The 26,216-nt window shown below is 73.7% G+C and carries 25 protein-coding genes; 15 read left to right on the top strand and 10 right to left on the bottom strand.

The window, feature by feature from the left end; all coding sequences use genetic code 11:
- Positions 1-46 precede the first annotated feature (46 nt).
- From hutI to ACERM0_RS03810, 6 genes are all read right to left on the bottom strand, one after another.
- Positions 47-1,219: an imidazolonepropionase gene (gene hutI, locus ACERM0_RS03835; RefSeq protein WP_373677188.1), complete on the bottom strand. Its 1,173-nt coding sequence runs from the start codon at positions 1,217-1,219 to the stop codon at positions 47-49.
- Entirely contained in the window at positions 1,219-2,592 is a 1,374-nt protein-coding gene (locus ACERM0_RS03830; protein ID WP_373677485.1) for a formimidoylglutamate deiminase, read from the bottom strand. The genes hutI and ACERM0_RS03830 overlap by 1 nt, the downstream gene beginning before the upstream one ends.
- Positions 2,589-3,755, bottom strand: a complete 1,167-nt coding sequence (locus ACERM0_RS03825; protein WP_373677484.1) for an allantoate amidohydrolase — start codon at positions 3,753-3,755, stop codon at positions 2,589-2,591. The genes ACERM0_RS03830 and ACERM0_RS03825 overlap by 4 nt, the downstream gene beginning before the upstream one ends.
- 34 nt (positions 3,756-3,789) lie before the next feature.
- Complete coding sequence (gene hutU / locus ACERM0_RS03820) at positions 3,790-5,481, bottom strand: urocanate hydratase (RefSeq protein ID WP_373677187.1); 1,692 nt, start codon at positions 5,479-5,481, stop codon at positions 3,790-3,792.
- A gap of 47 nt (positions 5,482-5,528) precedes the next feature.
- Positions 5,529-7,067, bottom strand: coding sequence for a histidine ammonia-lyase (gene hutH, locus ACERM0_RS03815; protein ID WP_373677185.1), 1,539 nt, complete (start codon positions 7,065-7,067; stop codon positions 5,529-5,531).
- Positions 7,068-7,145: 78 nt separating this feature from the next.
- Complete coding sequence (locus tag ACERM0_RS03810) at positions 7,146-7,676, bottom strand: low molecular weight protein-tyrosine-phosphatase (protein WP_373677184.1); 531 nt, start codon at positions 7,674-7,676, stop codon at positions 7,146-7,148.
- 109 nt (positions 7,677-7,785) lie between these two features.
- Here ACERM0_RS03810 and ACERM0_RS03805 point away from each other — a divergent pair, with 109 nt between their 5' ends.
- The 8 genes from ACERM0_RS03805 (at position 7,786) to ACERM0_RS03770 (ending at position 12,905) form a co-directional block, all read left to right on the top strand.
- On the top strand, positions 7,786-8,595 hold the full coding sequence (locus tag ACERM0_RS03805; protein ID WP_373677183.1) for an IclR family transcriptional regulator: 810 nt from the start codon (positions 7,786-7,788) through the stop codon (positions 8,593-8,595).
- Positions 8,596-8,658: 63 nt separating this feature from the next.
- Positions 8,659-9,591: an alpha/beta fold hydrolase gene (locus tag ACERM0_RS03800; RefSeq protein ID WP_373677182.1), complete on the top strand. Its 933-nt coding sequence runs from the start codon at positions 8,659-8,661 to the stop codon at positions 9,589-9,591.
- Positions 9,588-10,166: a DJ-1/PfpI family protein gene (locus ACERM0_RS03795; protein WP_373677181.1), complete on the top strand. Its 579-nt coding sequence runs from the start codon at positions 9,588-9,590 to the stop codon at positions 10,164-10,166. Before ACERM0_RS03800 ends, ACERM0_RS03795 begins: the two co-directional genes overlap by 4 nt.
- Before the next feature lie 86 nt (positions 10,167-10,252).
- Positions 10,253-10,930 carry an HAD family hydrolase gene (locus ACERM0_RS03790; protein WP_373677180.1) on the top strand — a complete coding sequence of 226 codons (678 nt, stop codon included), beginning with the start codon at positions 10,253-10,255 and terminating at the stop codon, positions 10,928-10,930.
- Positions 10,927-11,073 carry a hypothetical protein gene (locus ACERM0_RS03785; RefSeq protein WP_373677179.1) on the top strand — a complete coding sequence of 49 codons (147 nt, stop codon included), beginning with the start codon at positions 10,927-10,929 and terminating at the stop codon, positions 11,071-11,073. The genes ACERM0_RS03790 and ACERM0_RS03785 overlap by 4 nt, the downstream gene beginning before the upstream one ends.
- Positions 11,073-11,591 carry a DoxX family protein gene (locus tag ACERM0_RS03780; protein ID WP_373677178.1) on the top strand — a complete coding sequence of 173 codons (519 nt, stop codon included), beginning with the start codon at positions 11,073-11,075 and terminating at the stop codon, positions 11,589-11,591. The genes ACERM0_RS03785 and ACERM0_RS03780 overlap by 1 nt, the downstream gene beginning before the upstream one ends.
- A gap of 110 nt (positions 11,592-11,701) precedes the next feature.
- The gene (locus ACERM0_RS03775) at positions 11,702-11,989 is read left to right on the top strand and encodes an isoamylase early set domain-containing protein (RefSeq protein ID WP_373677177.1); all 288 of its coding nucleotides are present in this window, start codon (positions 11,702-11,704) and stop codon (positions 11,987-11,989) included.
- A gap of 64 nt (positions 11,990-12,053) precedes the next feature.
- Positions 12,054-12,905, top strand: coding sequence for a hypothetical protein (locus tag ACERM0_RS03770; protein ID WP_373677176.1), 852 nt, complete (start codon positions 12,054-12,056; stop codon positions 12,903-12,905).
- Positions 12,906-12,938: 33 nt separating this feature from the next.
- Here ACERM0_RS03770 and ACERM0_RS03765 read toward each other — a convergent pair whose 3' ends face one another.
- Positions 12,939-13,427, bottom strand: a complete 489-nt coding sequence (locus tag ACERM0_RS03765) for a hypothetical protein (protein WP_373677175.1) — start codon at positions 13,425-13,427, stop codon at positions 12,939-12,941.
- A 202-nt stretch (positions 13,428-13,629) separates the two neighbouring features.
- On the opposite strand from ACERM0_RS03765, the gene ACERM0_RS03760 reads away from it, so the two are divergent.
- Positions 13,630-14,178, top strand: coding sequence for a flavodoxin family protein (locus ACERM0_RS03760; protein ID WP_373677174.1), 549 nt, complete (start codon positions 13,630-13,632; stop codon positions 14,176-14,178).
- Positions 14,179-14,319: 141 nt separating this feature from the next.
- Here ACERM0_RS03760 and ACERM0_RS03755 read toward each other — a convergent pair whose 3' ends face one another.
- Positions 14,320-14,715, bottom strand: a complete 396-nt coding sequence (locus ACERM0_RS03755; RefSeq protein WP_373677173.1) for a spore germination protein GerW family protein — start codon at positions 14,713-14,715, stop codon at positions 14,320-14,322.
- Positions 14,716-14,937: 222 nt separating this feature from the next.
- Between ACERM0_RS03755 and ACERM0_RS03750 the strand changes: the two genes are divergently transcribed.
- The 4 genes from ACERM0_RS03750 to ACERM0_RS03735 all read left to right on the top strand — a co-directional run bounded on the left by ACERM0_RS03750 (position 14,938) and on the right by ACERM0_RS03735 (position 19,623).
- Positions 14,938-15,141 carry a DUF1918 domain-containing protein gene (locus ACERM0_RS03750; protein WP_373677172.1) on the top strand — a complete coding sequence of 68 codons (204 nt, stop codon included), beginning with the start codon at positions 14,938-14,940 and terminating at the stop codon, positions 15,139-15,141.
- Positions 15,142-15,225: 84 nt separating this feature from the next.
- On the top strand, positions 15,226-16,230 hold the full coding sequence (locus ACERM0_RS03745) for a zinc-dependent alcohol dehydrogenase family protein (RefSeq protein WP_373677171.1): 1,005 nt from the start codon (positions 15,226-15,228) through the stop codon (positions 16,228-16,230).
- Between the two features lie 67 nt (positions 16,231-16,297).
- Positions 16,298-16,774 carry an aminoacyl-tRNA deacylase gene (locus ACERM0_RS03740; RefSeq protein ID WP_373677170.1) on the top strand — a complete coding sequence of 159 codons (477 nt, stop codon included), beginning with the start codon at positions 16,298-16,300 and terminating at the stop codon, positions 16,772-16,774.
- On the top strand, positions 16,771-19,623 hold the full coding sequence (locus ACERM0_RS03735; protein ID WP_373677169.1) for a cation-translocating P-type ATPase: 2,853 nt from the start codon (positions 16,771-16,773) through the stop codon (positions 19,621-19,623). The genes ACERM0_RS03740 and ACERM0_RS03735 overlap by 4 nt, the downstream gene beginning before the upstream one ends.
- A gap of 186 nt (positions 19,624-19,809) precedes the next feature.
- Here ACERM0_RS03735 and ACERM0_RS03730 read toward each other — a convergent pair whose 3' ends face one another.
- Complete coding sequence (locus tag ACERM0_RS03730) at positions 19,810-21,516, bottom strand: DUF222 domain-containing protein (protein WP_373677168.1); 1,707 nt, start codon at positions 21,514-21,516, stop codon at positions 19,810-19,812.
- Positions 21,517-21,809: 293 nt separating this feature from the next.
- On the opposite strand from ACERM0_RS03730, the gene ACERM0_RS03725 reads away from it, so the two are divergent.
- On the top strand, positions 21,810-22,856 hold the full coding sequence (locus ACERM0_RS03725) for a glycosyltransferase (protein WP_373677167.1): 1,047 nt from the start codon (positions 21,810-21,812) through the stop codon (positions 22,854-22,856).
- A 163-nt stretch (positions 22,857-23,019) separates the two neighbouring features.
- Here the strand turns inward: ACERM0_RS03725 and glnA are convergent, their stop codons facing one another.
- Entirely contained in the window at positions 23,020-24,453 is a 1,434-nt protein-coding gene (gene glnA / locus ACERM0_RS03720; RefSeq protein ID WP_373677166.1) for a type I glutamate--ammonia ligase, read from the bottom strand.
- A gap of 476 nt (positions 24,454-24,929) precedes the next feature.
- Here glnA and ACERM0_RS03715 point away from each other — a divergent pair, with 476 nt between their 5' ends.
- Positions 24,930-26,159 carry a mechanosensitive ion channel family protein gene (locus tag ACERM0_RS03715; RefSeq protein WP_373677165.1) on the top strand — a complete coding sequence of 410 codons (1,230 nt, stop codon included), beginning with the start codon at positions 24,930-24,932 and terminating at the stop codon, positions 26,157-26,159.
- Positions 26,160-26,216: the final 57 nt, after the last annotated feature.

The following is a 26,216-nucleotide window of genomic DNA, read 5'->3' as shown; positions in this document are numbered from 1 at the left end:
GCGGTCCCGCCTGCGCACGCCGTGCGAGGGCGCCGGACGGCCGTGCCTACGGCGCCGCGTCCGGTGCGACGAGCGGGCCCGCCAGCGGCACGCCGGGGCGGTACGCGAGGTGGACGTGGCTGGGCGCGTCGAGCAGCGTCATGGCCGCCGGCGACCCGACGACGAGGTGACCGGCGTCGTCGCGCTGCAGTGCCCGGGCGGACCCGGCGGTGGCGGCCCACACCGCCTCGGCCGGGGTCAGGCCGCACTCGCGCACGGCCAGCGCGACGCAGAACGGCATGGAGGTCGTGAACGAGGTGCCCGGGTTGCAGTCCGTCGCCAGCGCGACCGTCGCGCCGGCGTCCCACAGGCGACGACCGTCGGGGTAGACGGGGGAGCGGGTCGAGAAGTCCGCGCCCGGCACCAGGGCCGCCACGGTGCCGCTGTCCGCCAGCGCCGTGACGTCGTCGTCGGTCAGGTGCGTGCAATGGTCGGCGCTGGCGGCGCCGAGCTCGCAGGCCAGTTGCACGCCCGGACCGTTCTGCAGCTGGTTGGCGTGGACCCGCAACCCCAGGCCCTTCTTCCGCCCGGCGAGCAGGATCTCGCGGGCCGCCTCGGCACCGAACGCGCCGTCCTCGACGAACACGTCGACCCACCTGGCGTGGGGGGCGCAGGCGTCCAGCATATGACCGCACACGAGGTCGACGTAGCCGTCCGGGTCGTGCTGCCACTCCGTGGGGACGACGTGGGCGCCGAGGAACGTCGTTTCGTCCGTGAGCTGCCGCGCGACCTGCAGCATCCGGGCCTCGGCCGCGACGTCGAGGCCGTAGCCGGACTTGATCTCGACCAGCCCGGTGCCCTGCCGGCGCGCCTCGTGCAGGCGCCGGCGGGCCCGGCTCAGCAGCGCGTCGGCGGAGGCGTCCCGCGTCGCGGCCACGGTGGTGCGGATCCCGCCCGCCGCGTACGGCCGACCCGCCATCCTGGCGGCGAACTCCTCGGAACGGTCGCCCGCGAAGACCAGGTGCGTGTGGCAGTCGACGAACGCGGGCAGTACGCACCGTCCGTCCAGGTCGACGCGCTGATCGGTGGCGGGCGCCGCTGCGCTGGCACCCAGCCAGGCCACGCGGCCGTGCTCGACCACGACGGCGGCGTCGTGCAGCCGTCCGAGAAGCGACCCGTCGCCCTGCGACGGGTCGTTGGTGACCAGCTCACCGATCCGGTCGTACAGCACGCTTCCCATCAGGTCTCCTCGACGACCGACGCGATCGCGTCGGCCAGCAGGCGACCGACGTCGCCCAGCACGTGCTGGCCGTCACGCACGACCTCGCGCCCGCCAACGACCACGTCGGTGACGTCCGGGGCGGCGGCGGCGTACAGGGCCGTGTCGAGGGCGCTGGCGGCGTCGGCGCCGGCCGTGCGCACCGAGTCCAGGCGCACCGCCACCAGGTCCGCGCGGGCGCCCTCGGCGATCCGGCCGGCGTCCGCCCACCCCAGGCAGGCGTGGCCGTCCACGGTCAGGGCGGTGGCGAGGTCCTCCACGGTCAGCACCCCACGTTGCAGGGTGAGCAGCCGCGTGTCCAGCTCTGCGGCGCGAGCCTCCTCGAACGGGTCCACGACCGCCCGGCTGTCCGAGCCGAACGCGAGACGGATCCCGGCCTCCAGCATCGCGCGGGCCGGGCCGATCCCGTCCGCGAGGTCGCGTTCGGTCGTGGGGCACAGGCACACCGTCGAGCGGGTCTGCCCCAGGACCGTCAGGTCCTCGGGCGTGACGTGAGTGGCGTGCACGGCCGTGAAGCGCTCGCCCAGCAGGCCGTGGTCGTACAACAGCTGGCTCGGTGTCGTCGCGTGGATGGCGTGGCAGGCCTCGTTCTCCGCCGGCTGCTCGGACACGTGGGCGTGCACCGGCGCGCCATGGTCCGCGGCCCACCCCGCGACGGCGCCCAGCGCGTCGACAGGGACCGCCCGTACGGAGTGCACGGCGGCACCGACCACCACGTCGTCCGCGGCGGCATGGGCGGACGCGAGCGCCTCGGCGCGCGTCGCCCAGCCGTCGGCGTCACCGTCGCCGAACCGGACCTGCGTGCCGGTGAGGGGCTGGACCAGCCCACCTCGCGACAGGTCGTCGGACACCCCGCCGGTCAGGTAGCAGGCGTCGAGCAGCGTGAGGCGGATGCCCGCCTCCCGGGCGGCCTGCACCAGGGCGTGGCCCATCGCGTTCGCGTCGTCGTACGGCGTGCCGTCGGGTGCGTGGTGCAGGTAGTGGAACTCGCCAACGGTGGTGAAGCCGGCCAGCACGCCCTCGGCGAAGGCGGCGCGCGCCAACGACAGGTACGTGTCCGGGGTGAGCCGGCCCGCGATCGCGTACATCTGCTCGCGCCAGGTCCAGAACGACCCGCGGCCGGTGTGGGTGCGCCCCCGCAGGGCCCGGTGGAACGCGTGGCTGTGCGCGTCCGCCAGGCCGGGCAGGACCAGGCCCGCCAGGCGACGCGCCCGCGCGGGGGCGTGCCCGCCGACGGCGACCCGGGTGAAGCGCCCGTCGGCCACCTCGACGACGACGTCGGACGCGACCTTGCCGCCCGGGAGCAGCGCCAGGTCGCACACGTAGGCGGTCATTCCCACGCGAGTTCCTCCAGCACGGTGGCCAGCGCGTCCACGCCGGCCAGGCAGTCGGCGGTCTCCGCGTGCTCGTCCGGGGCGTGCGACACCCCGGTCGGGTTGCGCACGAACACCATCGCCGACGGTACGCCGACGCTGGCCAGGATTCCCGCGTCGTGCCCTGCTCCGGTGGGCAGGACCGGTACGCCGCCCAACCGTTCGACCAGCCGATCGCGCAGCCCGGCAGCGAAGTCGACGCGTGGGGTCCAGGACTCCTCGACCGCCTCCACGCCGATCGCACCGGCGACCTCCGCCACGACGGCACGCACGACCTCGTCGTCGTCGGCGCGGGCGTCCAGCCACGCCTGCACCCGCGCCGGGACCGCGTTGACGGCGTTGGGTTCGACCAGCACCTTGCCGACGGTCGCCACGGCGTCGTGGCGGGCGGCGGCGTCGCGCGCCGCCAGCACCAGCCGGGCCTGCGTCAGCATCGGGTCGTCGCGGTCCTCCAACCGCGTGGTGCCGGCGTGGTCGGGCCGCCCGGCGAGGTCGAAACGCCACCGGCCGTGGCCGCGGATCGCCGAGGCCACCCCGACCGGCGCGTCGAGGTCGACCAGGCCGCGGCCCTGCTCGACGTGCAGTTCCACGAACGTGCCGACCGTCCGCAGCACCTCCGGATCGGCACCGAAGGCCGCCTCCGCGCGGCCGGACGCGCGCAACGCCTCGGCCTGCGTGACCCCGTCGTCGTCGCGCAGCGCGAGCGCGCGCTCCGCCGGCAGCAGCCCGGTCAGCACCCGCGAGCCGCCACAGGCGATCCCGTAGCGGCCGCCCTCCTCGTCGGAGAACGCCACCACCGCGATCGGCCGGTCCGGCATGGTGCCGGTCTCGAGCAGCCGGTCGACGGCGAGCAAGCCCGACACCACGCCCAGGGGACCGTCGAACGCCCCACCCGAGGGCACGGAGTCGAGGTGGCTGCCGGTCACGACGGCGTCGCCGGCCGTGGGATCGCCCCACCACGCCCACAGGTTGCCGGCCCGGTCCTCGTGGACGCCGAGCCCGCGGGCGTTGGCCTCGCCGACGAACCACTCGCGCAGGGTCAGGTCGGCGTCGGACCACACGAACCGGCGGTAGCCGCCGGCGTCGCCAGGGGCGCGGCCGATCCCGGCCAGGTCGGCCCACATCGCCTCGAACGTGTGCCCGCGTCGCGCCACCGGCTCAGCGCTCCGCGGCGGCGGGTGCGGGACCGGTCTCCTGCATGGGGACGCGGACGTCGCGTTCCCGGGCCACCTCGGCGGCGCGGTCGTAGCCGGCGTCGACGTGCCGGATCACGCCCATCGCGGGGTCGTTGGTCAGCACCCGCTCGAGCTTCTGGGCGGCGAGGTCGCTGCCGTCCGCGACCGTGACCTGCCCGGCGTGGATCGAGCGGCCCATGCCGACCCCGCCGCCGTGGTGGATGGACACCCAGGCGGCGCCGGAGGCCACGTTGACCATCGCGTTCAGCAGCGGCCAGTCCGCGATCGCGTCCGAGCCGTCGAGCATGCCCTCGGTCTCGCGCTGCGGCGAGGCGACCGAACCGCAGTCGAGGTGGTCGCGGCCGATCACGATCGGTGCCTCGACGTCGCCGCCGGCCACCAGCTCGTTGAACCGTTCGCCGGCGAGGTGGCGCTCGCCGTAGCCGAGCCAGCAGATCCGGGCCGGCAGCCCCTGGAACGCCACCTGGTCCTGGGCCGCGCGGATCCAGCGCTGCAGCTTGTCGTCGTCGGGGAACAGCTCCAGCACGGCCTCGTCGGTGGCGCGGATGTCCTCGGGGTCGCCGGACAGCGCCACCCACCGGAACGGGCCCTTGCCCTCGCAGAACAGCGGTCGGATGTAGGCGGGCACGAAACCGGGATAGGCGAAGGCGCGGTCGTAGCCGCCGGCCTCGGCCTCGCCCCGCAGTGCGTTGCCGTAGTCGAACACCTCGGCGCCCGCGTCGAGGAAGCCGACCATGCCCTCCACGTGCCGGGCCATCGACGCGCGGGCGCGCTTGGTGAACCCGACCGGGTCGGCCTGGCGCTCGCTGTGCCAGTCCTCGAACGCGCAGTCCACCGGCAGGTAGGCCAGCGGGTCGTGCGCCGAGGTCTGGTCCGTCACGACGTCCACGTGCACGCCGCGACGCAGGATCTCGGGCACCACCTCGGCCGCGTTGCCGAGCAGCCCGATCGACAGCGCCCGCCGCTCGGCGACGGCCGCCTCCGCCCGGCGCAGCGCGTCGTCGAGGTCGTTCGCCTCGACGTCGAGGTAGCGCGTCTCCAGCCGGCGGCGGATCCGCGACGGGTCGCACTCCACGACCAGCGCCACCCCGCCGTTGAGCGTCACCGCCAGCGGCTGCGCGCCGCCCATGCCGCCGAGGCCCGCGGTGAGGGTCAGGGTGCCGGCGAGCGTCCCGCCGAAGCGCTTGTCGGCGACGGCCGCGAACGTCTCGTAGGTGCCTTGCAGGATCCCCTGGGTGCCGATGTAGATCCAGGAGCCGGCCGTCATCTGGCCGTACATCGTCAGTCCGAGCGCGTCCAGCCGCCGGAACTCGTCCCACGTCGCCCAGTCCGGCACCAGGTTGCTGTTGGCCAGCAGCACGCGTGGTGCCCATTCGTGGGTGCGCAGCACCCCGACGGGCTTGCCGGACTGCACCAGCAGCGTCTCGTCGTCACGCAGGTCGGTCAGCGTGCGCACGATGGCGTCGAAGCTGGCCCAGTTGCGGGCGGCCTTGCCGGTGCCGCCGTAGACGACCAGCTCGTCGGGATGCTCGGCGACCTCGGGGTCGAGGTTGTTGTGCAGCATCCGTAGCGCCGCTTCCTGCGGCCAGGCACGGGCCGACCGCGAGGTGCCGCGGGCGGCGCGGACGGGGCGGGGGCCGGACGTGGTGGTCATGGCGCTTCCTCGCGGGTCGGGTCGGGCGCGTCGCGCCCGCAGCGGATTCAGTCCAGCGGGCCGGTCACGGCCTGTACGGCCTCGAGCAGCGCGCCGGAGCGCACCAGCTCGTACGCGGCCGCCACCTCGGGGGCGAGGTGGCGGTCCGGCCCCGGCCCGTCGACCCGCCGGCGCAGCAGGTCGCGGACGGCGCCGGTTGCGGGAGAGGGCGTCAACGGCGCGCGCAGGTCGATGGCACGGGCGGCGGTCAGGACCTCGACGGCCAGCACCCGCGCGAGCCCGTCGACGGCGCGCAGCAGCTTGCGGCCCGCCGACCAGCCCATCGACACGTGGTCCTCCTGCATCGCCGAGGACGGGATCGAGTCGACCGACGCGGGCGCGGCCAGGCGCTTGAGCTCGGACACGATGCCGGCCTGGGTGTACTGGGCGATCATGTGGCCCGAGTCGACACCCGGGTCGTCGGCCAGGAAGGGCGGCAGCCCGCCGTTGCGGGCCACGTCGAGGAAGCGGTCGGTGCGCCGCTCGGACATCGACGCGACGTCCGCCACCGGAATGGCGAGGAAGTCCAGCACGTAGGCGACCGGGGCGCCGTGGAAGTTGCCGTTGGACTCCACCCGGCCGTCGTCGGTCAGCACCGGGTTGTCGATGGCGGCGGCCAGTTCCCGCTCGGCCACCAGCCGGGCGTGGTCGAGCGTGTCGCGGGCCGCGCCGGCGACCTGCGGGGCACAGCGCAGCGAGTAGGCGTCCTGCACCCGGGTGCAGTCCGGCGTGCGGTGGCTGTCCATGATGGCCGAGCCGTCCAGCAGCCGGCGCAGGTTCCCGGCGCTGGCGGTCTGCCCGGGATGTGGCCGCAGCGCCTGCAGGTCGGCGGCGAACACCCGGTCGGTACCCAGCAGCGCCTCGACGCTCATGGCGGCGGCCACGTCGGCGACCCGCAGCAGCCGGGTCAGGTCGGCGATCGCCAGCGCCAGCATCCCCAGCATCCCGTCGGTGCCGTTGATGAGGGCCAGTCCCTCCTTCTCCGCCAGCTCGACCGGCGCGATGCCCGCCTCGGCCATCGCCTCGCCCGCGGGACGGCGAGCGCCGTCGGCGTCGTCGACCTCGCCTTCGCCCATCAGCGCGAGCGCCACGGCCGCCAGCGGCGCCAGGTCGCCGGAGCAGCCCAGCGAGCCGTACTCGTGCACGACCGGCGTGATCCCGGCCGACAGCAGCCCGGCCAGCGTCTCCGCCACCTCGGGGCGCACGCCGGTGTGGCCGGACGCGAGCGTCTTCAGCCGCAGCAGCATCATCGCGCGGACCACCTCGCGCTCCACCGCCGGCCCGCTGCCGGCGGCGTGCGAGCGGACCAGCGAGCGCTGCAGCTGTGCGCGCCGGTCGACGGGGATGTGGCGCGTCGCCAGAGCACCGAAGCCGGTGGACACCCCGTAGACGGGCGTGTCCCGGCTGGCGAGTCGGTCGACGTGGGCGCGTGCGGCCTTCAGACGTGCGCGCGCGTCCGCGTGCAGCTGCACGTCGGTGATCCCGCGGGCGACGGCCACGACGTCGTCGAGGCGCAGCGGGCGGGCTCCCAGCTCCAAGGTCTCCATGGGCACATCGGAGCACAGCGGCGGCCGGCCACGGACCTTCACCCACGACCGTCCGTCTGGGATGCGAGACAAGGGCGGTCAGCGGGGTCCGGGGTCGTCGCGCTCGCCCGCGAGGTAGGCCACGACCCCGGCGGCCGCGGCCCGGCACAGGCCGACCACCTCGTGGAAGCCCTGTTCGCCGCCGTAGTAGGGGTCGGGCACCTCGAGGTCGCCGCGCGCCAGGCTGTCGTCGTCGAACGCCCGGAACAGGCGGATGGGGGTGTCGGCGCCGGCGCGCGCGGCCAGGCGCTCGAGGTCGCCGAGGTTCGTGCGGTCCATCGCGACCACCAGGTCGGCGTCGGCCAGGTGGCGAGCGGTGACCTGCTCGGCCACGCCGTCGAGGACCAGGTCGACGGCCGCGGCGGCCGTCCGCATCCGCTCGTCGGGGGGCGAACCGACGTGCCAGTCGCCGGTCCCGGCGGAACGCACCTCGAGGTCCACGCCACGTTCGGCCGCGACCTCGCGGATGGCGGCCTCGGCCGTGGGCGAGCGGCAGATGTTGCCGAGGCAGACGGTCAGGACCACGGGGCGACGGTCGCCACGGTGTGCGTCACGGGCGTCGGCGGGCATGGGCACCTCGAACGGATCGGGGCGGGCGACGGTAGTCGGGTGCGCACCCGTCGACGTCGGCCCGGAGCTACGCTCCGATGTCTGGCATACGAGACCTCGAGGTGGTGCGGTGGCCGGCGAGCAGGTTCCCGGTGCCGCGCGCGCCCTCGCGGTCCTGCGCTATCTCGCCTCCCAGCCGCGGCCGGTGCCGGCGTCGGCGATCACACGCGCGCTCGGTCTGCCGCGGTCGACCACCTACCACCTGCTGGCCGCGCTGGAACGGGAACGGTTCGTGACCCATCTGCCCGAGGAGCGCCGCTACGCGCTGGGGGTGGCGGCGTTCGAGATCGGCTCGGCCTACCTGCGCCACGACGGTCTCGAGCGGCTGGCCCGCCCGCTGCTGGCCACGCTCGTCGACGAGGCGGGGGAGACCGGGCACCTCGGCGTCCTGGACGGGCGCGAGACCCTCTACCTGCTCGAGCACCGTTCACCCGTCGGTGACGTGCTGGTCACCGACGTCGGCGTACGCCTGCCGGCACACCTGACCGCGTCCGGCCGGGCGCTGCTGTCGTGGTTGCCGCGGCAGCAGTTGACGGCCCTGTTCCCGACCTCCGCGTCGCTGTCGCGCCGCACCGACCGCGGACCGACCTCGCTGACCGCGCTGCGACGCCTGCTGGCGGCCGACCGCACCCGCGGCTGGGCCGAGGAGGACGGCGAGGTGACGGCCGGTTTCGCCTCGGTCGCGGCGGCCGCGTTCGACCACGCGGGCCGGCCGGTGGCCGCGTTCGCGGTGACGTTCCGCGACCGCAAGCACGACGCCGCCTCCCGCCGCGACCTGGCGGACCTGGCGGTCGCGCGGGCCACGACGCTCACCGGCCGCCTCGGCGGGACGCTGCCCCGGGCGGCACGGTCGACGGCGGAGCGGTGGCCGCCACGCTGAGTCGCCGACGCCGGTCCGGACGCGGCGAGGCCGTAGTCTCGGCGTCCGGACCAGGAGGCCGACGTGTGGCGTGAGGGCTATGTCCTCGGAGGCAGCACCAGGTTCTTCGTGCGTGTGCTGGGCACGCCCGGCTGGGCGCCCGGGGAGGCGTCCGCGGAGCGTGACGACGAACTGATCGTGCTGTTGCACGGCTGGCCGCAGGACGGCACGAGCTGGCGGTACGTGGCGCCGGTGCTGGCCGATGCCGGCTACCGGGTCGCCTGCCCGGACCTCAAGGGCTTCGGACGCACGATGGCGCCGCGCGGCACCCGCTACGACCCGGAGACGCTCGGCGACGAGATCAGCCGCCTGATCCGCAACCTGCACGCCCGCAAGGCCGTGCTGGTCGGGCACGACTGGGGCGGCCCCGTGGCGGTCGCCACCGCGTTCCGGCATCCGGGCATGGTCCGTGCGCTGGTGGTGGCGTCGGCGCCGATCCGGCGGATCGACCTGCGGCGGGCGTGGCACATCCCCTTGCTGAACCTCCCGCTCGTGCCGGAACTGGCCTTCAAGCTGGCACCGAGACAACTCGTGGCCGCCGGCCTGCGGCACGCGTCGGCACGTCCCGAGGCGTTCACCTCCGAGGTGGTGGACCAGTACGCGGGCGCGATCGCCGGCCACCCGCGCGGCTGGCTGCCGTACTACCGCGAGCTGTCCCGGCGTGCCGTCCTGGAGGCGACGGTGCGGCGCGTGCGGCGGCGCACCGGATTCCTGCCCGACCCGCAGCCGCCCAACCGCCTCCGCGTGCCCGCGAGCGTGATCTGGGGCGAGGACGATCCCGTCACCCCGATCTCCCTGGCCGAGGGCGTGGCCCGCGACCTCGACGCCCCGCTGGTCGGCATCCCGGGCGCCGGTCACTTCGTGCAGGAGGAGGCACCGCTGGCCGTGGCCGAGGCGATCCTCGACCTCGCCGGCCCCGGCGCCTACGCCCGCGCGGGACAGGACACGACACGATGAGGATCGGCATCCACGTCTTCGACGGCGTCGAGGAACTCGACTGGGTCGGCCCCTGGGAGGTCTTCGGCATGTGGTCCCTGCTCGACCCGCAGGTCGAGCTGGTGTCCGTAGCCCGCGAGCCGGGGGTCGTGCGCTGCGCCAAGGGCGTCGAGGTCGTGCCCGCCACCGACTGGCGCGAGCTCGGCACGGTCGACCTGCTCGTCTACCCCGGCGGTCGCGGCACGCGGGACCACCTCGGCGACGAGGCGGTCCGCGGCTGGGTCCGTGATCTGCACGCCGGCGGGACGACGATGGCCAGCGTGTGCACCGGGTCGCTGGTGTACGCCGACGCCGGCCTGCTGGACGGGCGGCCGGCGACCACCCACTGGCGCTCGCTGGATCTGCTGGCGGAGCTGGGCCGCGACGTCGAGGTGCGCCCGGACGACCGGTTCGTCGACGACGGCGACGTCGTCACGGCCGCCGGTGTGTCCGCCGGCATCGACGTGGCGTTGCACCTGGTGGCACGCTTCGCCGGCGGCGACCGCGCCCGCGAGGTCCGGCGCAACATGCAGTACGACCCGCGACCGCCGGTTTGAGCCCCCGTCGCACCCGCCGGGTCGTGCCCGACCGGGCGGGCCGTCGGGGTGGCCGTCGGTACGTCGCCGGCTCCTAGACTCGCGGCATGGACCTCGAGCTGCCCCGCGACCTGCCCACCGCCGTCGTGTTCGACTGCGACGGCACCCTCGCCGACACCGAACGCCTGGCCGACCGGGCCTGGCAGCTGACGCTGCGCGAGCACGACTACGAACCCACCCGTGCGGACTTCGCCGCGGTCATCGGCCGGCCGTTCCCCTGGTGCTGGGACTACTTCGCGCAGCGCGCCGACCTCGGCGACCGCGACGACTTCATCGGCCGCCTGCGGGGCCGTTTCCAACGTCTGTTCGAGGAGGACCTCGACCTCCACGACGACACGGTGACGACGATGCGGGCACTCGCGGCGGCAGGCGTCGCGCTGGCGATGGCCTCGTCCTCCAGCCACGAGCACGTGGAGAAGGTGCTGCGCCGCGGCGACCTGCTCGACCTGGTGCCGGTGATCGTGGGCGCCGACGACGTACCGCTGCACAAGCCGGATCCGACCCCGTACGTGGCCGCCGCCCGGGGCCTGGGGCTGCCGGCCGACGCCTGCACCGCCGTGGAGGACACCGGTGTCGGGGTGGCGGCGGGTCGGGCGGCCGGCATGTTCACCGTCGCCGTCGTGCGTCACGGCGTCGAGCCGGCGAGCCTGCGCGAGGCCCACCGCGTCGTCCACGAGGTGACCGTGGAGGCGCTGGTCCCGACCCGTGAGGAGCTCGCCTCGTGACCGACCCGAACGCCGAGGACCGCGACGTCGACCACGCCGGCGGCTTCATGAACCGCATCGCCCAGGGCGGGCCGGTCGCGGCCGTCGCGATCGTGCTGGTCGCCCTGCTGATCGCCGGGTGGCTGATCGGCTTGCTGCGCTGATGGAAGCCGATGCCGCCGCCGTCGACGCGGGCCTGCTCCTGCTCCGCGTGCTCGTCGGGGTGGTGTTCGCCGCCCACGGGTTCCAGAAGCTGTTCGGCTGGTTCCGGGGTGGCGGGTTCGAGGGCACCGCGGGCTGGTTCCGCTCCCTGGGGTTCGGCGACGGGCGCGTCGCCGCCGCGATGGCCGGTACGACGGAGATCTGCGGCGGCCTCGGGCTCGCCGCCGGCCTGTTGACGCCGTTCGCCGCCGCCGGCGTCATCGGGGTGATGACCGTCGCGGCACACGTCAACGCCCGCGAGAAGGGGTTCTGGTCGGTACGCAACGGCTGGGAGCTCAACTACTACCTGATGGCCGTCGCGTTCGGCCTGGCCGTGACCGGGCCGGGCCGCTGGTCCCTCGACGCCGCGTTGGGGCTGCAGTTGCGCGGCCTCGCGGTCGGTCTTGGAGCGCTGCTGGTCGGCACGGGACTCGGCACCCTGCGCTGGGTCACGCGACGCCGCGACGAGGCCACCGCGTAGGCGCACACCGGACACTTCGGGCGCCGGGTAGGGCACGTCCGCGCCGGACTGTGTGAGACTTCGCGCGGCCGCCGCGGAAGCGGCCCTCTTCATGTCCGGAGTGCCTCGCCATGCTCAAGACCATCCCGACGCGGACCGGCACCGTGAAGGTCACGTTCGCCCTGCCCGCCGACACCCCGCCCACCTCGGTGGTCGGCGACTTCAACGACTGGGACCCGTACGCGACGCCGATGCGCCGCCGCAGCAACGGCACCCGGTCTGCCGTGGTCGAGGTCCCCGCGGGCACGTCGCTGCGCTTCCGGTACCTCGCCGACGGCGGGCAATGGCTGACCGAGCCGGACGCCGAGCAGATCACGGGTGCCTACGCCGACGCGCCCGACGCCGTGCTGAGCGTCTGAGCGGCCCCGAGGCCAGGGTCGTTGTTCCCTGGACGTCGGTCGTCGCCGTCGCCATCCTCGTGGCATGGATGCGGTGACGATCTTCGTCGTGGTGCTGATGGTGCTGGCAGCGGCTGCCATCGGCATCTTCGTCTGGCGGCGCCCGGACCGCCCGCCCCCACGCCGAGAGCCGTGGAGCGCGACGCCCACGGCCACCGGCGCGCGGGTCGTCCTGGACGTCACCGGGGTGGACCCCGACGACCCGGCCGTGGAACGTCTCGTCCACGACGCCGCACTGCGGGCGCTACGTGCGGACGCGTCCGTGGACCACGTCGAGGTGGTGGACCGGGACGGCCGCGTGCTCGGTCGTGAGGAGCGGCCCAAACCCCTGGATGAGGTCGCCATCCCCGAGGAGCTGCACGAGCCCCACGTGCGCCGCAGCCGCGGCCCCTCGGTGGTGCAGCGGCCCGAACCGCACCACCCGCACCCGGTCGGCGACGGCGGTGAGGACGTCAGCGTGAGCGCGCTGCCGCTGGCCGACCGGCTCGAGCTGTCGCCGGCGATCCGGTCCCGCGTCCGGGAGCCCGACCGGGTCACCGACGTCCTGCGTGCGATCCTGGAGGCCGGCGGTCGCACGGTGCAGGTCGACGGTGACCTGCTTATGACCGACGACGTCGCGATCGCGGTCGTGGATGCCCGCCAGGAGCCCGAGCGGGCGCTCACCCACGGCTTCCTGCGCATCCAGAGCACCTCGGCACCGCGTGGCATCGTGGTGCGGCTGGGTCACGTCGACCCATCGGTCGTGCGGCGACGTGAAGCGGCGGCACCGCACGTTCGGCACGTGGCCGTCGACGCCCTGCAGCGCATGGCCGACGCCGTGGCCGTCGGCGCCGACCCGATCGCCTTCGCCGCCGCGCCGCCCGTCCGGCGCCGCTGACCGCGCGACCGGCTGATCGTGGTCCGCTCGCGGTCAGCTGGGGGCCGGTAGTGGCAGGTCCTGCTCGACGAGGCGGGCGCCGTGCCGGCAGACGGTGCGGTGGGCGAAGCTGTCCCAGTGGGCCGTGTGCACGGTGAACAGGCTGTACGCGCCCGGCTCGACCTCGAAGGTCGTGACCGGGTCGGCGTCGAACACCTCGTGGCGTTGCAGGCCGATCACCGCCCCGACGCCCGCCGCGAAGACCGCCGCCCCGGCCACGAGCAGCAGCGTCGCGCCGCCGGCGAACACGCCGAGTACGGCCGCGAGCACACCCAGCGCCAGACCCACGAGGGCACCCAGCGCGGCGCCGCGCCGAGCGGCCGTCGCGTCGTCGTAGAAGCGGTCGTCGCGCACGAGGTACGTGCCGGGTGGCGCGTCGCGCACGACGAGATCCCTGGCGAAGATCCTGACGCGCAGCGCCGCTTCGCAGGCATCGCGCCTGCCCGCGGGCACGAGCGCGTGCAGGTCGGCGACGTTGTCCATCGCACACCTCCCATCGTGCGATTCACAGCATGACAAACGGGCTCGCGCGCGACCAGACCGGAACGCGCACACCGTCCCGTCACGCGCACGGGCGAGACGCATCCGGGTCCGACGACGCCACCGGGTGGGGCCGAACGCCCCGGGCGGCTGCAGGCCCGCGGGCGCACGCTGAAGTGTCGCGATCCAGCGACACGGTCCTCACATGGAGGGCGACACGATGCGAGCGCTGGTGGTGTACGAGTCGTTGTTCGGCAACACCCGCGAGGTGGCGGGCGCGATCGCCGACGGGCCGCGGGGACGTCTGAGTGTGGAGACGGTGGACGTCGTCGAGGCCCCCACTGCCCTGGCGGTCACGTGGGACCTCGTCGTGGTCGGCGGGCCGACCCATGCGTTCGGGCTGACCCGTCCCTCGACGCGGGAGTCGGCGCAGCAGCAGGGCGCTCCCGCGGGTGCGTCGCTCCGCCGCCGCGGCCTGCGCGAATGGCTGGCCGACGTCTCGGGGCCCAAGGGCCTGCCGGTGGCCGTGTTCGACACCCGGATCGCGCGGCCGCGTCTGCCCGGCTCGGCGGCCAGGGCGGCCGCGCGCCGCTTGCGGGCCCTGGAGTTCCGGCTGCAGGAGCCGCCGGAGAGCTTCTGGGTCGAGGGCACCGGCGGGCCGCTGGTCGAGGGCGAACTCGAGCGCGCCCGGGCCTGGGGCGCGCTGCTGGTCGCCGACGTGTCGGGGCTGGCGTCCGCCTCCAGTCCCGCCTGACCGGCGAGGCCGCCGCGGGGGGCGGTCGGGACGGTCGCCACCCGCGAGGAACTGGTCGAGGAGGAGGTACTCGGCCTGGTCGACGTCGTGGGTGAGCTGGTCGGCCGGTGACGGACACGCGCACCCGTCACCGGCCGGGTCTCAGCTGGCCCGACGGCGCCACCGCGCCGCCTCGCTGCTCCCCGCCTCGCGCCGGCGGCGACGGCCGCGCCGTGAGGTGAGCAGCGCGATGCAGAGGACGGTGGCGACGGTGCCGAGCAGTCGGTTCACGTCCACGGCGGGCTGCCAGGTCAACCGACCCTGCGAGATCACGAAGGCGCCGACCGGCTTGGCAGCCATTCCGAAGCCGCCACCTTCTCCCTCCTGACCCTCGTTGTCGTGGCCACCGCCTCCGCCGCCACCTCCGGCGACGGCCGCAGCCGGGATCACCGTCAACCCGTCCTGTTGGAGCGGCTCGCCGTAGACGCGGCGGACGGTCAGCGTGTCCTGGGCGGCGTGCAGTACCTCGTCGACCTTCATGTCGGCCTCGTTGCTCATCGTCGATCACGGTGCCTCGACGGGCGAGGCACATGCGTGCAGTCAACCCGCGCCGCCCGCCCCGGGCACGGGGCGAACGCCCCACGGTGAAGGCCCATCGCCCCTTCCCGGCCGACCCTGGCCGCGGTGTACTGACAGCAGGAGGACGACCCCCCATGCGGCGGCCGCCGACCGGCGACGCCGTCATGTGTGGCTGCGGCCGACGAGTCGGAGGCGAGGACGATGAAGGCGCACGTGGGCGACCGACTCCTGATCCAGGGCCACCACACCCACCGGGTCGTGCGTGAGGCCGAGATCCTCGAGGTCCATGGCCGCGACGGCGAGCCGCCCTACCTGGTGCGTTGGTCCGACGGACACGAGAGCATCATCTCGCCCGGAGCGGACGCGGAGATCCGGCACGACGCCACCCCGCCGACCGGTCGCTGATCGCCGCCGATCCGGGAAACCGGCGTCCCGGGGGAGCGGCGTCCCGGGGCCGTCGAGCCGGTGGACACGGCGAAAGGACGCGACGTGCGGGCCTGGATCGTCGATCACGAGGAGGCCGACACCCGCCGCGGGTTGCGGCTGGTCGAGCGGCCGGACCCCGAGCCGGGTCCCGGCCAGGTGCGCGTCCGCGTCGACGCGTGCGGGGTGTGCCGCACGGACCTGCACGTCGTCGACGGCGACCTGCCGACCGTGCATCCGCACGTCGTGCCCGGGCACGAGGTCGTCGGACACGTCGACCGGCTGGGACCGGGAGCGGAGCGGTTCGCGATCGGCGATCGCGTCGGCGTCGCGTGGCTGCGCCACACGTGCGGGTCGTGCCGGCCCTGCCGCCGCGGCGCGGAGAACCTGTGCGTCGTCCCGCAGTTCACCGGTTGGACCCATGACGGCGGGTACGCCGAGCAGGTGCTGGCCCCACAGGGATGGGCCTACCGGTTGTCGCGTGAGCGTCCGGACGAGCAGACGGCGCCGCTGCTCTGTGCGGGCATCATCGGCTACCGGGCACTGCGGCGTTCGGGCTTCCGTCCCGGTGACCGCCTCGGGATGTGGGGGTTCGGCGGCTCCGCGCACCTGACCGCCCAGGTCGCCCTGGCGATGGGCGCGGAGCTGTACGTCGTCACCCGCGGTGCGGCGGCGCGACAGCTGGCCACGGAGCTCGGCGCCATCTGGGTCGGCGAGGCCGGGGAGCACCCGCCGGTGTCGCTCGACGCCGCGATCTCCTTCGCGCCGGCCGGTGACCTGGTCCCCCAGGCGCTCGCCAGCCTCGACCGTGGTGGGGTGCTCTCCCTTGCTGGCATCCACGTCACCGAAATCCCGCCGCTCGACTATCAACGGCACCTGTTCCAGGAACGCGAGCTTCGTTCCGTGACGGCGAACACCCGCGCCGATGGCGAGGCGTTCCTCGCGTTGGCGGAGCGCATCGGGGTGCACGCGACCGTGCGCCCGTACCCCTTCGAGGCTGCCGACGTCGCGTTGGACGACCTCGCCAACGACCGGTTCGCCGGCGCGGCCGTCCTGCAGGTGCGGCCATGACCTTCGCCTCTGGGTGGGTTCCGGTGCGCTCCGGAACGTGGGAGGCGAGCCCCGAGGAGGTGCCGCGATGTCGATGGTGACCGAACACCTGGAACGTCTGGGCGTGCGGTTCGAGTTCCTCCCACATGCGCCGGCCGCGAGCGCGCTCGCCGAGGCGCGCTCGCTCGCCCTGGACGCCGACGAGGTCCTGAAGGTGCTCGTCCTCGAACTGGAGACCGGGCCGGCCCTGGCCGTGATCCCCGCGACCCGCCGCCTCGACCTCGACCTCGTGCGTGACGCGCTGGACGAGAAGCACGCCCGCCTGGCCAGCGAGGACGAGGTCCTGGCACACTTCCCGGAGTTCGAGCCCGGCGCATTGCCGGCCCTGCCGTCGCTTCTGCACGTGCCCGTGGTCGTCGACCCGGCCGTGTTCGAGCATGCCAGGGTCACCTTCGCGGCCGGCAGCCAACGGCAGTCCGTACGCACGGAGGCCGAGCCGTTGCTGCACGGTGCCACCGTCACCGTCGCTCCCGTCAGCCGGGTGCCGGTCGGCGAGCCATGGTGACCGCCGGCACCGGGACCACCGGGCGCGCATCCACGAGCCCGGACGACGCCGCACCGACCTGGCACGCGCGGTCACCGGAAGAGGTGGAGGTCGCACTGGCCACGTCCATGACGGCCGGCCTCGACGACGACGAGGTCGGGCGACGTCTTGCCAGCGGCGGCCGCAAGGAACTTCCCGCCGCCGAGGGGCGCAGCATCGCAGCCCTGCTGGCGGACCAGTTCCGCAGCCCGCTGATCGCGATCCTCGTCGTCGCCGCGATCGTCACCGTGATCATCGAGGAGTACGCCGACGCGGCCGTCATCGCGGCGGTGCTGATCATCAACGCCGTCATCGGGTTCGTGCAGGAGTACCGCGCCGACCGCGCCGTCACCTCGCTGATGGAACTGGCCGCTCCCCGGTCCACCGTCGTCCGTGGCGGCAGGACACGCGAGGTGGACGCCGCCGAACTCGTCCCCGGCGACGTCGTGCTGTTGACCTCGGGCACCCGGGTGCCCGCCGACCTGCGCCTCGTCCGGACCGAAGCCCTGGAGGTCGACGAGTCGCTCCTCACCGGCGAGAGCCTGCCGGCCCGAAAGCGGCCGGACGTCGTCGACGGGGCGGCGCTGACCGGCGATCGCACCTGCATGGCGTTCATGGGCACCGTCGTCGCGAGTGGGCGGGGCCGCGGACTCGTGACGGCGACCGGTAGCGGGACGCAGCTGGGCGCCATCGCGGAGAGCATCCGTGACGAGGCCGAGCCGCAGACACCGTTGCAGCGCCGACTGCGACGATTCGCCAACCTCATCGGCGTCGTCGTCCTCGCCTCGACGGCGGTGGCCTTCGCCCTCGGGGTGGCGCTCGGTGAGCCAGCGACGACGATGTTCCGGACCGCCGTCGCGTTGGCCGTGGCCGTCGTCCCCGAGGGGCTGCCCGTCGCCTTCACGGTCGCCATGGCCCTCGGCGTGCGGCGCATGGCCCGCCGCCGGGCGATCGTCCGGTCGCTCCCGGCCGTGGAGACGTTGGGCAGCACGGACGTGATCGGGTCGGACAAGACCGGCACGCTCACACAGAACCGGATGACGGTCCTCCGGGCCTGGACCGCCGACGGCACCGTCGTCTTCGGCGGCGCCGCCATGCATGATCCCGTCACGGTGGCCGGTACAACGGCGGACGCCGGTGACGACCCAGCGGTCCGGACCGCGGCAGAGGTGGTCGCCGAGGCGGCCGACGGCAGCTTCGCCGCCGCGCTGCGTACCGCGGTGCTGAGCAACGAGGCCGACCTCGTCGTCCACGACGCGGCGATCGTCGAGCACGTCGGGGACCCCACCGAGTCGGCCTTGCTCGAGGCAGCGTTCGTAGCCGGTCTGCCGCCCGAGGACGTACGGGCCACCGCCCCGCTGCTCGCCACGGTTCCCTTCGAACCCGATCGCCAGTACGCCTACGTGGTGGTCGACGAGCACGGACCCGTGCTGCGCTGCAAGGGTGCGCCTGAGCGCGTACTGGAGCGGTGTGCGGGCGTACGGGCCGCCGGAGGTGTGGCGCCACTCGTGGCGGAGGAGGTCCTCGCCGCTGCGGACGCGCTGGCGCGCCGCGGGCTACGGGTGCTCGCCACCGCAGAGCGTCGCCTCGACGTCGATGCCGGGGCCATCGACCCGGACGCGCCTCCCGCCGCCGAGGAACTCCTGCTCACCGGCCTGGTGGGCATGCAGGATCCGCCGCGTGACGGTGTCCGCGAAGCCGTCGCGCGTTGCCGGCAGGCCGGTGTCCGCGTCGTCATGGTGACCGGCGACCATGCGGCCACGGCTCGTGCCATCGCTGCGGACGTCGGAATCGGCGGCGCGACCCCGGCCGGCCGGGCGCGGCCGGTCGATGGCGCGCTCGGGGCCGGCGACGCGCCCGCAGCCGAGATGACTCCGGCCGTCGAGGTGGTCACCGGCCAGGAGCTCGCGGTGATGGACGACGACACGCTCGCGGCTCGTGTCGGCGACGTCGACGTGTTCGCCCGTGTCACGCCGGAGCACAAGCTGCGGGTGGTGCGAGCGCTGCGTTCGCACGGTCACGTGGTCGCCGTCACCGGTGATGGGGTGAACGACGGCCCGGCCCTGAAGGCGGCCGACATCGGGGTGGCGATGGGCCGTAGCGGCACGGACGTGGCGCGAGAGGCCAGCGACATGGTGCTGACCGACGACGACTTCGTGTCGATCGCCGATGCCGTCGAAGAGGGGCGCGTCGTCTTCGACAACCTGCGCAAGGTGACCTACTTCTTGCTGTCGACCGGTGTGGCGGCCATCGTGGCCATCATCACCTCCATCGCACTCGGGCTGCCGCTGCCGTACGCGCCGGCCGCGCTGCTGTGGCTGAACCTCGTCACCAACGGCGTCCAGGACGTCGCGCTGGCATTCGAGCCCGGGGAGCCGGACGTGCTCGACCGGCCACCACGCCCGCGGGCCGAGGGGCTGGTCACGCGGGTGCTGTGGGTACGCACCGTGTTGACCGGGGTCACGATGGCGGCCGGCAGCCTCTGGGTGTTCACGTGGGCACGAGGCATCGCGGCCGAGCCGGACGCCGCGCGGGGCGCGGCCTTGACCGCTCTGGTGGTCGCGATGGCGGCCCACGTCTACAACGTGCGGTCGGAACGTCGATCGATCCTGCGCAGCGGCCTGCGCGGCAACCCGTTCCTGCTCGTCGCGACCGCCGTCGCGCTGGTGGTCCATCTCGCCGCGACGTACTGGGGCCCGACGCAGCGTCTGCTGCAGATCGCCCCCGTCCCGGGCGCCGGGTGGCCGCGGATCGTGCTGGTGGCGGTGCTGGTGATCCTGGTGAGCGAGGCGCACAAGCGCTGGCGGCTAGTCCGTGCCACGACGAGCTGACGATGGCGCCTCGTCCGCCGTCGCAGCCCGGCGGGCGCGCGCGTGGCAGCCGGCGAGGACGCCCGGGGTGGTGACCCGGTGGGCGCACGTCGAGCCCACCACGCGACGTCCCGCTGGAGGCGGGTTCGGCGTGGTGGGCAGTCGACGTAGGAGATGCGGTTCTGGCCGCGCTGCGGTTGGCACGCGTCAGAACGGGATGGTGTCGCCAGAGTCATCGACGACCGGCGTGAGCCCGGAAACGGCGGGTGGATCGCAGCCGGCGCTGGGCGTGTCGCCGGGCACGGCGGGCGGGTCGGCACCGCCGATGCGCGGCTTGCCAGATGGGGCCGGCGGGTCCGTACCACCGGGCACGGCGGGCGGGTCGGCACCGCCGGCTGGCCCGCCGCGAGGTGGGGTGGGCGGGTCTGTGCCGCCGGACGCGCTGCGGTCGACAGTTGTGGGTGGGAGCGGGATGCGGGTGGTGCCGGGCAGGGTCCGGATCCGCAGTCCGCTGCGGGGGTGGTGCCAGACCCGGATGCCGTCGGCGGTCTGGGTGACGGTCCAGCCGGCAGCATCTTTGGTGTGGTTGGTGGGCCGGCACAGCGGCGCGAGCTGGTCGATATCCGTCCGTCCCGGTAGGTCACCGGGCCGGACGGGGCGCCAGGGGCGGGCGTGGTCGATGTCGCAGGCCAGCGCGGCGGTGTGGCAGCCGGGTTCGCTACAGGTGTCGTGGACTGCGAGCACGGCGTCGGACAGCCAACCGGGCGGGAACCGGCGGGCACGGCCGACCCCGAGCACCTGGCCGGCGTCGTCGACGATCACGGTCCGCAGGTCGGCGCCGCGTTCGTCGAGCAGCCGCCGCGCCGCCCCAGACGTGAGCCGCAGCTTGCCGCCAGCCAACCGGGTCAACACCTCGGCCGGCAACCTGCCCGCCTCCAGCAGCGTGTCGAACGGGATGCGGACCAGCACCTTGACCCCCGCCCGCCCGTCTTGACCGCCGGCGGCGGTGTCGAGCAGGTCGATGAGCTTGGCGAACCGGCGCTGCCCACGATCCTTGGCGGCCTGTCGGACCGTCTTGGGATCCGGGTCATGCCCGATCCCGGGTTTGGTGGCCGGGCCGGCCTTTCCCGGGTCGGTGGCGGCCTCGAGCAGCGCGAAGTTGGCCGCGTTGGCCTGTCCGAAGAACTTCCCGCCGGTGCCGTCGAGCCGCGGCTGGAGCACCAGCATCTCCGCCGGTTCCTCGTCAGGCTCGTCGGGGGTGTCGGCGGCGGTGAGGTCGGCGGCCAGCCACCGAACCAGCCCCGATACGGCATCCGGGTCCGTGCGGTCCAGCCGGTCGACCAGCTCGTCGACGGCAGCGTCCAGCTGGGGGTCGAGCCGGCGGGGCAGCCGCTGCACTTCGAGCGCGATGATGCGCAGCTGTGCCCACGAGATCCGGGCTTGGTCGAATGCGGCCTTGAGGCCGGGCAGCCGGCGCAGGACGTCGGCGGCGGTCAGCAGCATCCGCCGATCCGCGGACGTGCGGCGGGCCTCGCTCAGCAGCCACTGCTCCAACGGCACCCCGGTGACGGTTTCGACTGCGGAGCTGTCCTGGAGCTGGATGATCGTGTCCAGCACCGACGCGAGCAGCCGATCGACCAGGCGCAGCTCGTCGAGCATCCCGGCCAGCCCCGGCACCTCCGCCAACACCGGAAACGCATCCGCACCGTCGGCGACGTCCACCGGCTCGACGGGTGCGGGGCGGGTGGCAGGCGCCGAGCCGTCGGTCGCGGTGGAGTAGCCGGCACCGTGATCGGCCGCCAGCACCCGCCCGACCGTGTGCGGCCGCGCCCCCCGACGCGCGGCCCCACCGGCAGCCCGGTAGCGGCCGGCCGGAGCGGCCGACAGCGACGGAGTGGGGACGGTGCGAAGCATCGGCCCAGTATCGGCGATGCGTGTGACATGGCCCGGATGGGTTGCTCGTGAGCTGTGGAGAAACGTCGACGAAAGCCGTCTTCGAGGTCCAGCCCGGCGACGGCCGTCAGCAACGCGGTGACCGCGACGACAGACCATCGGTTTCGCCCGACGAGGCTCCAGCGCTGTCGTGAGTGGTAGGGCTTGCAGCGGTCGGGTGCGACCCTGGCGGCGCTCACCGTTCGCCGCAGCGCCCACGCACTCGCGTTGGGCGCGACTACGCTGCGGCGGCGGAGAGGCGTGAGGGAAAGCCGATGCGGGTGCTCCAGGCCCCGAGCAACATCGCCAACATCGCCTGGGCCATGGCTCGAGGTCTGCGCGGTCGGGGGCACCACGTCGAGGTGTGGAACCACGGGCCGAGCCCGAATGGGTTCCCGCTCGACCGGGTCTTCGACGTCGGACGCGAGCCCGGCCCCTACCTCGACTGCCTGAACGAGGCGCTCGAAGCCGGCTTCGAGATCTTCCACTTCCATGGTCCGAGGACGCTGGTCGCCGGCCGGCGCCAGCTACCCGCGATGTGGGACCTGCCGCTGCTCAGCAGCCTCGGGAAACGGCTCGTCTTCACGTTCCACGGTTCCGACATCCGGCTCGCCAGCCACCACGCCGCGGATGATCGTTGGTCGTTCTACAACCACGCCGACATCCCGTGTGACGAAGCCCGGATCAAGGCCCGGCTCGAGTTGGTGTCCGCCTACGCCGACCACATGACCGTCGGCAGCGTGCTCGACCTGCCCTACGCGCCCGACGCGATCTACGTGCCGAAGCCGGTCGATCCGGACGCCTACCGGCATGTCGGGTTGCGGCGGCGACGTCGGCCAGTGGTCCTCCATGCGACCCGGCGGCGGGCCACCAAGGGGACCGCCTTCATCGAACAGGGCGTCGAGGTCGCCCGCCGATCGGGTCGGTTCGAGTTCCGCCTGGTCGAGAATGCCTCGCACGGCCAACTGCTCGAGGCGATGGCGGACGCGGACATCGTCGTCGAGAAGGTGCTGGGCGGCGACGCTGGCGTGTTGTCGCTCGAGGCGATGGCGATGGGCAAGGTCGCCGTCGCACGGATACGCGACGAGGTTCGCGAGCGGCATCCGAACCTGCCGGTCGTGTCCGCGGACCCGGAGACGTTCGGTGACGTCCTGGCCGAACTGGTCTCGGACCGACGGCGGCGGGAATGGGTGGCTGAGCGCGGGCGAGCCTACGTAGAAGCGGAGCACGCGCCCCCGGTCGTGGCCGCACGGCTCGAGGAGTTGTACGCGACGCCCCGCCGGCGACGGCCGCAACTCCCTGACGCCTGGCGCGCCTTCTAGCGGCTGACGGCTCGGCCGCTCCGGGCGGCCTCGAACGCACGAACGAGGGCCGAGCGCGGTCCGCGATGGACGCCGCGCTCGGCCCTCGTGTCGGACCGATGTCGGAGCAGCAGGCAGCGGGAGGCTCCCGAACCCGGTCCGAAGCCTGCTCCTGACGTGCTGGTCAGATGTCGTAGTAGAGCTCGAACTCGTGGGGGTGCGGGCGGAGTGCGACCGCCGCCACCTCGCTGTCGAGCTTGTACTCGATCCAGGTCTCGATGAGGTCCTCGGTGAAGACCCCGCCCTCGAGCAGGAACTCGTGGTCCTCCTCGAGACCGGCCAGCGCCTCCTCCAGCGACCGCGGGACCGACGGCAGGTTGCGCAGTTCCTCGGGCGGCAGGTCGTAGATGTCCTTGTCGACCGGGTCCGGCGGCTCGATCTTGTTGCGGATCCCGTCGAGGCCGGCCATGAGCATCGCGGCGAACGCCAGGTACGGGTTGCACGACGGGTCCGGCACGCGGAACTCGATGCGCTTGGCCTTGGGGCTGTCGCCCGACACCGGGATGCGGACGGCGGCCGAGCGGTTGCGGGCCGAGTACACGAGGTTGACGGGCGCCTCGTAGCCGGGCACCAGGCGTCGGTAGGAGTTGGTGGTCGGGTTGGTGAAGGCGAGCACGGAGTGGGCGTGCGCGAGCAGGCCGCCGATGTACCAGCGGGCCGTGTCGGAGAGCTGGCCGTAGCCGGATTCGTCGAAGAACAGCGGCTCGCCGTCCTTCCACAGCGACTGGTGGGTGTGCATGCCGGAGCCGTTGTCGCCGAAGATCGGCTTGGGCATGAACGTGACGGTCCTGCCGTGGGTGTGCGCGGTGTTCTTCACCACGTACTTGAAGGTCATGAGCTTGTCGGCGATCTTGGCCAGCGTGTCGAACTCGATGCCGATCTCGCCCTGCCCGCCGGAGCCGACCTCGTGGTGGTGCAGCTGGGTCTGGATGCCGAACGCCTCGAGGTTGTGAACCATCTCGGAGCGCAGGTCGGTGAAGTGATCCATCGGCGGGACGGGGAAGTAGCCACCCTTCGTGCGCGGCTTGTAGCCCTTGTTGCCGCCGTCCTCGTGTCGGCCGGTGTTCCAGGCGCCCTCGACGGAGTCGACCTCGTAGAACGACGTGTGACCCTGCGAGTCGAAGCGCACCGAGTCGAAGATGAAGAACTCGGCCTCCGGGCCCATGAAGGAGGTGTCGGCGATGCCGGTGGAGGCGAGGAAGGCCTCGGCCTTGCGGGCGACGTTGCGCGGGTCGCGGGAGTAGGCCTCGCCCGTGATCGGGTCGTGGATGTGGCAGTACATCACCAGCGTCTTGCGGGCCCGGAACCGGTCCTCGAAGGCGGTCGAGGGATCCGGCAGCAGGAGCATGTCGGACTCCTGGATGCCCTGGAAACCGCGCACGGACGACCCGTCGAAGTAGATGCCGTTCTCGAAGGTGTCCGCGTCGATGTTGGTGACGGGGAACGTCGTGTGCTGCGTGACGCCCGGCAGGTCGATGAAACGCAGGTCGACGAACTCGTAGCCGTCGTTCATCAACAGGTCCAGGACGTCCTGGGGGGATTGCGGTGAGCTACCCAACTTCTCGCTCCTTGGCTGATCGGTCTGCGGTGGACGGTCACCGGTGCCAGCGGCCGGACACGGCGTCGCTCGCGGCGTTCGGAAGGGGGCGGGGCGCCCCCGACCGACACGGCCGGTCCGCGACGCGCAGCGGCCGCGGTTGGGCTCGGCGAGGGCGCCCCGCCCGGTGCGGATCGCGAACGGTCCGCGCTTCCTTCCGGATGGAGACGCTACGAAGTAGCTGCGTCACCGCCGTGTCCCGGACGTTACGCGGGTGTTAACTGCTCGCGGGCGATCGGCGCTCGTCCGGTCGGCCGTCCGGTGCCGCTGCGCAGTGACGTGCCGGCGGCGCACGGGTCGGGGGCGGGCACGGTCGCGCAGGCGACGGTTCCGGCCGCGCGGGCGTCGGTTCCGTCCGCGCGCCTGTCTCCGTCGCTGGAGGTTGGTGGGAAGCCCGGCAGTAGCCTGCCGGGCCGATCCCCGAAGGAGCCGCGCACATGGACGACCGGCTGCTGCTCGCCCAGGACCCGGCCACGGACGCCGTCACGGGCGGTGACACCGGCGCCGAGCCTGCCGAGGTGCCGCTACGCGACCCGGACGCGGTGGAGCGCCCGATGGCCGAGTGGCTCGGCGAGAACACCGACCTGCCGGACTGGGCAATCGGCGTCATCGAGAATGCCGTCGAGCCTGCCATCCAGATCACGCTCATCCTGGTCTTCGCCTGGGCCCTGCTGTGGTTCCTGCGCCGCGGCCTGCGGCGTGCGATCGCCCGCGCGAAGCGGCCGGACGAGCCGCGGAGCCGACGCCGAGGTGGAGCGGTCGCACCGCAGGAGGGCCGCGCCCACTATTCCCTGCGCCGCGCGCAGCGGGCCGACGCACTCGGCGCGCTGGCCAACAGCGTCATCGGCGTGGTCGTCTGGGTGGTGGCGATCACCATGGCGCTCGGCACGTTCGGTATCAGCCTCGGCCCACTGATCGCCGGCGCCGGGATCATCGGCATCGCGTTGGGCTTCGGTGCACAGGACCTGGTGAAGGACTTCCTGTCGGGCGTCTTCATGCTCATCGAGGACCAGTACGGCGTCGGCGACGTCGTGAACGTCGGCGAGGCGACCGGGGTGGTCGAGGGCGTGACGCTTCGCAGCACCCGCATCCGCGACGTCGAGGGCACGCTCTGGCACGTACCCAACGGCGAGATCCGGCGGGTCGGGAACATGAGCCAGGAGTGGGCGCGGGCGCTGCTGGACGTCAGCGTCGCCTACGGCACCGACATCGACGTCGCCCGCGAGCTCATCCAGCGGGTCGCCCGCGAGATGGCGCACGAGCCGGACTACCAGGAGATCTTCCTCGACGAGCCCGAAGTGTGGGGCGTGCAGGCATTGGGCACCGACAGCGTGGACCTGCGGCTGGTGATCAAGACCAAGCCGGGGGAGCAGTGGGCCATCGGCCGCGAGTTGCGCCGACGGATCAAGAACGCGTTCGATGCCGCCGAGGTGGAGATCCCGTTCGCGCAGCGGACCGTCTGGCTCCGCACCGAGCAGCCGGTCGCGGTGGGGACCGCCGACGCCGCGCCCTACCGGATGCCGGTACCGCCGGAGAGCAAGCTCGAGCGGGCGGTCCGGGCCTCCAAGCAGGGCGACACGGGGGCGCCCAACGAGCTGGCCGAGCTGCTGCCGACCGACGAGGCCGACCGTCCGCTGGTGGAAGCCGACGGGGACGGTCGCGCCTGAGGGCCACGTCCGCACGCGGCCGGCATGGGCCGCGGAGCGGCCGGGCGCAAGGCGCCG

It is taken from the genome of Egicoccus sp. AB-alg2 (assembly GCF_041821065.1).
In the GTDB taxonomy this organism is placed as follows: domain Bacteria; phylum Actinomycetota; class Nitriliruptoria; order Nitriliruptorales; family Nitriliruptoraceae; genus Egicoccus.
The sequence above is the reverse complement of the archived record's forward strand: the minus strand, read 5'-3'. Positions and strand labels throughout refer to the sequence as shown.

Bases quoted from the DNA above. Each gene is read 5' to 3' on its own strand.
- ACERM0_RS03760 (WP_373677174.1), top strand. From the start codon at position 13,630: ATGGAGGGCGACACGATGCGAGCGCTGGTGGTGTACGAGTCGTTGTTC.
- ACERM0_RS03765 (WP_373677175.1), bottom strand. From the start codon at position 13,427: ATGGACAACGTCGCCGACCTGCACGCGCTCGTGCCCGCGGGCAGGCGC.
- ACERM0_RS03795 (WP_373677181.1), top strand. From the start codon at position 9,588: ATGAGGATCGGCATCCACGTCTTCGACGGCGTCGAGGAACTCGACTGG.
- ACERM0_RS03780 (WP_373677178.1), top strand. From the start codon at position 11,073: ATGGAAGCCGATGCCGCCGCCGTCGACGCGGGCCTGCTCCTGCTCCGC.
- ACERM0_RS03810 (WP_373677184.1), bottom strand. From the start codon at position 7,676: ATGCCCGCCGACGCCCGTGACGCACACCGTGGCGACCGTCGCCCCGTG.
- ACERM0_RS03715 (WP_373677165.1), top strand. From the start codon at position 24,930: ATGGACGACCGGCTGCTGCTCGCCCAGGACCCGGCCACGGACGCCGTC.
- ACERM0_RS03750 (WP_373677172.1), top strand. From the start codon at position 14,938: ATGAAGGCGCACGTGGGCGACCGACTCCTGATCCAGGGCCACCACACC.
- hutH (WP_373677185.1), bottom strand. From the start codon at position 7,067: ATGGAGACCTTGGAGCTGGGAGCCCGCCCGCTGCGCCTCGACGACGTC.
- ACERM0_RS03770 (WP_373677176.1), top strand. From the start codon at position 12,054: ATGGATGCGGTGACGATCTTCGTCGTGGTGCTGATGGTGCTGGCAGCG.
- ACERM0_RS03790 (WP_373677180.1), top strand. From the start codon at position 10,253: ATGGACCTCGAGCTGCCCCGCGACCTGCCCACCGCCGTCGTGTTCGAC.
- ACERM0_RS03830 (WP_373677485.1), bottom strand. From the start codon at position 2,592: ATGACCGCCTACGTGTGCGACCTGGCGCTGCTCCCGGGCGGCAAGGTC.
- ACERM0_RS03740 (WP_373677170.1), top strand. From the start codon at position 16,298: ATGTCGATGGTGACCGAACACCTGGAACGTCTGGGCGTGCGGTTCGAG.
- ACERM0_RS03725 (WP_373677167.1), top strand. From the start codon at position 21,810: ATGCGGGTGCTCCAGGCCCCGAGCAACATCGCCAACATCGCCTGGGCC.
- ACERM0_RS03775 (WP_373677177.1), top strand. From the start codon at position 11,702: ATGCTCAAGACCATCCCGACGCGGACCGGCACCGTGAAGGTCACGTTC.
- ACERM0_RS03730 (WP_373677168.1), bottom strand. From the start codon at position 21,516: ATGCTTCGCACCGTCCCCACTCCGTCGCTGTCGGCCGCTCCGGCCGGC.
- ACERM0_RS03755 (WP_373677173.1), bottom strand. From the start codon at position 14,715: ATGAGCAACGAGGCCGACATGAAGGTCGACGAGGTACTGCACGCCGCC.
- hutI (WP_373677188.1), bottom strand. From the start codon at position 1,219: ATGGGAAGCGTGCTGTACGACCGGATCGGTGAGCTGGTCACCAACGAC.
- ACERM0_RS03825 (WP_373677484.1), bottom strand. From the start codon at position 3,755: ATGTGGGCCGACCTGGCCGGGATCGGCCGCGCCCCTGGCGACGCCGGC.
- hutU (WP_373677187.1), bottom strand. From the start codon at position 5,481: ATGACCACCACGTCCGGCCCCCGCCCCGTCCGCGCCGCCCGCGGCACC.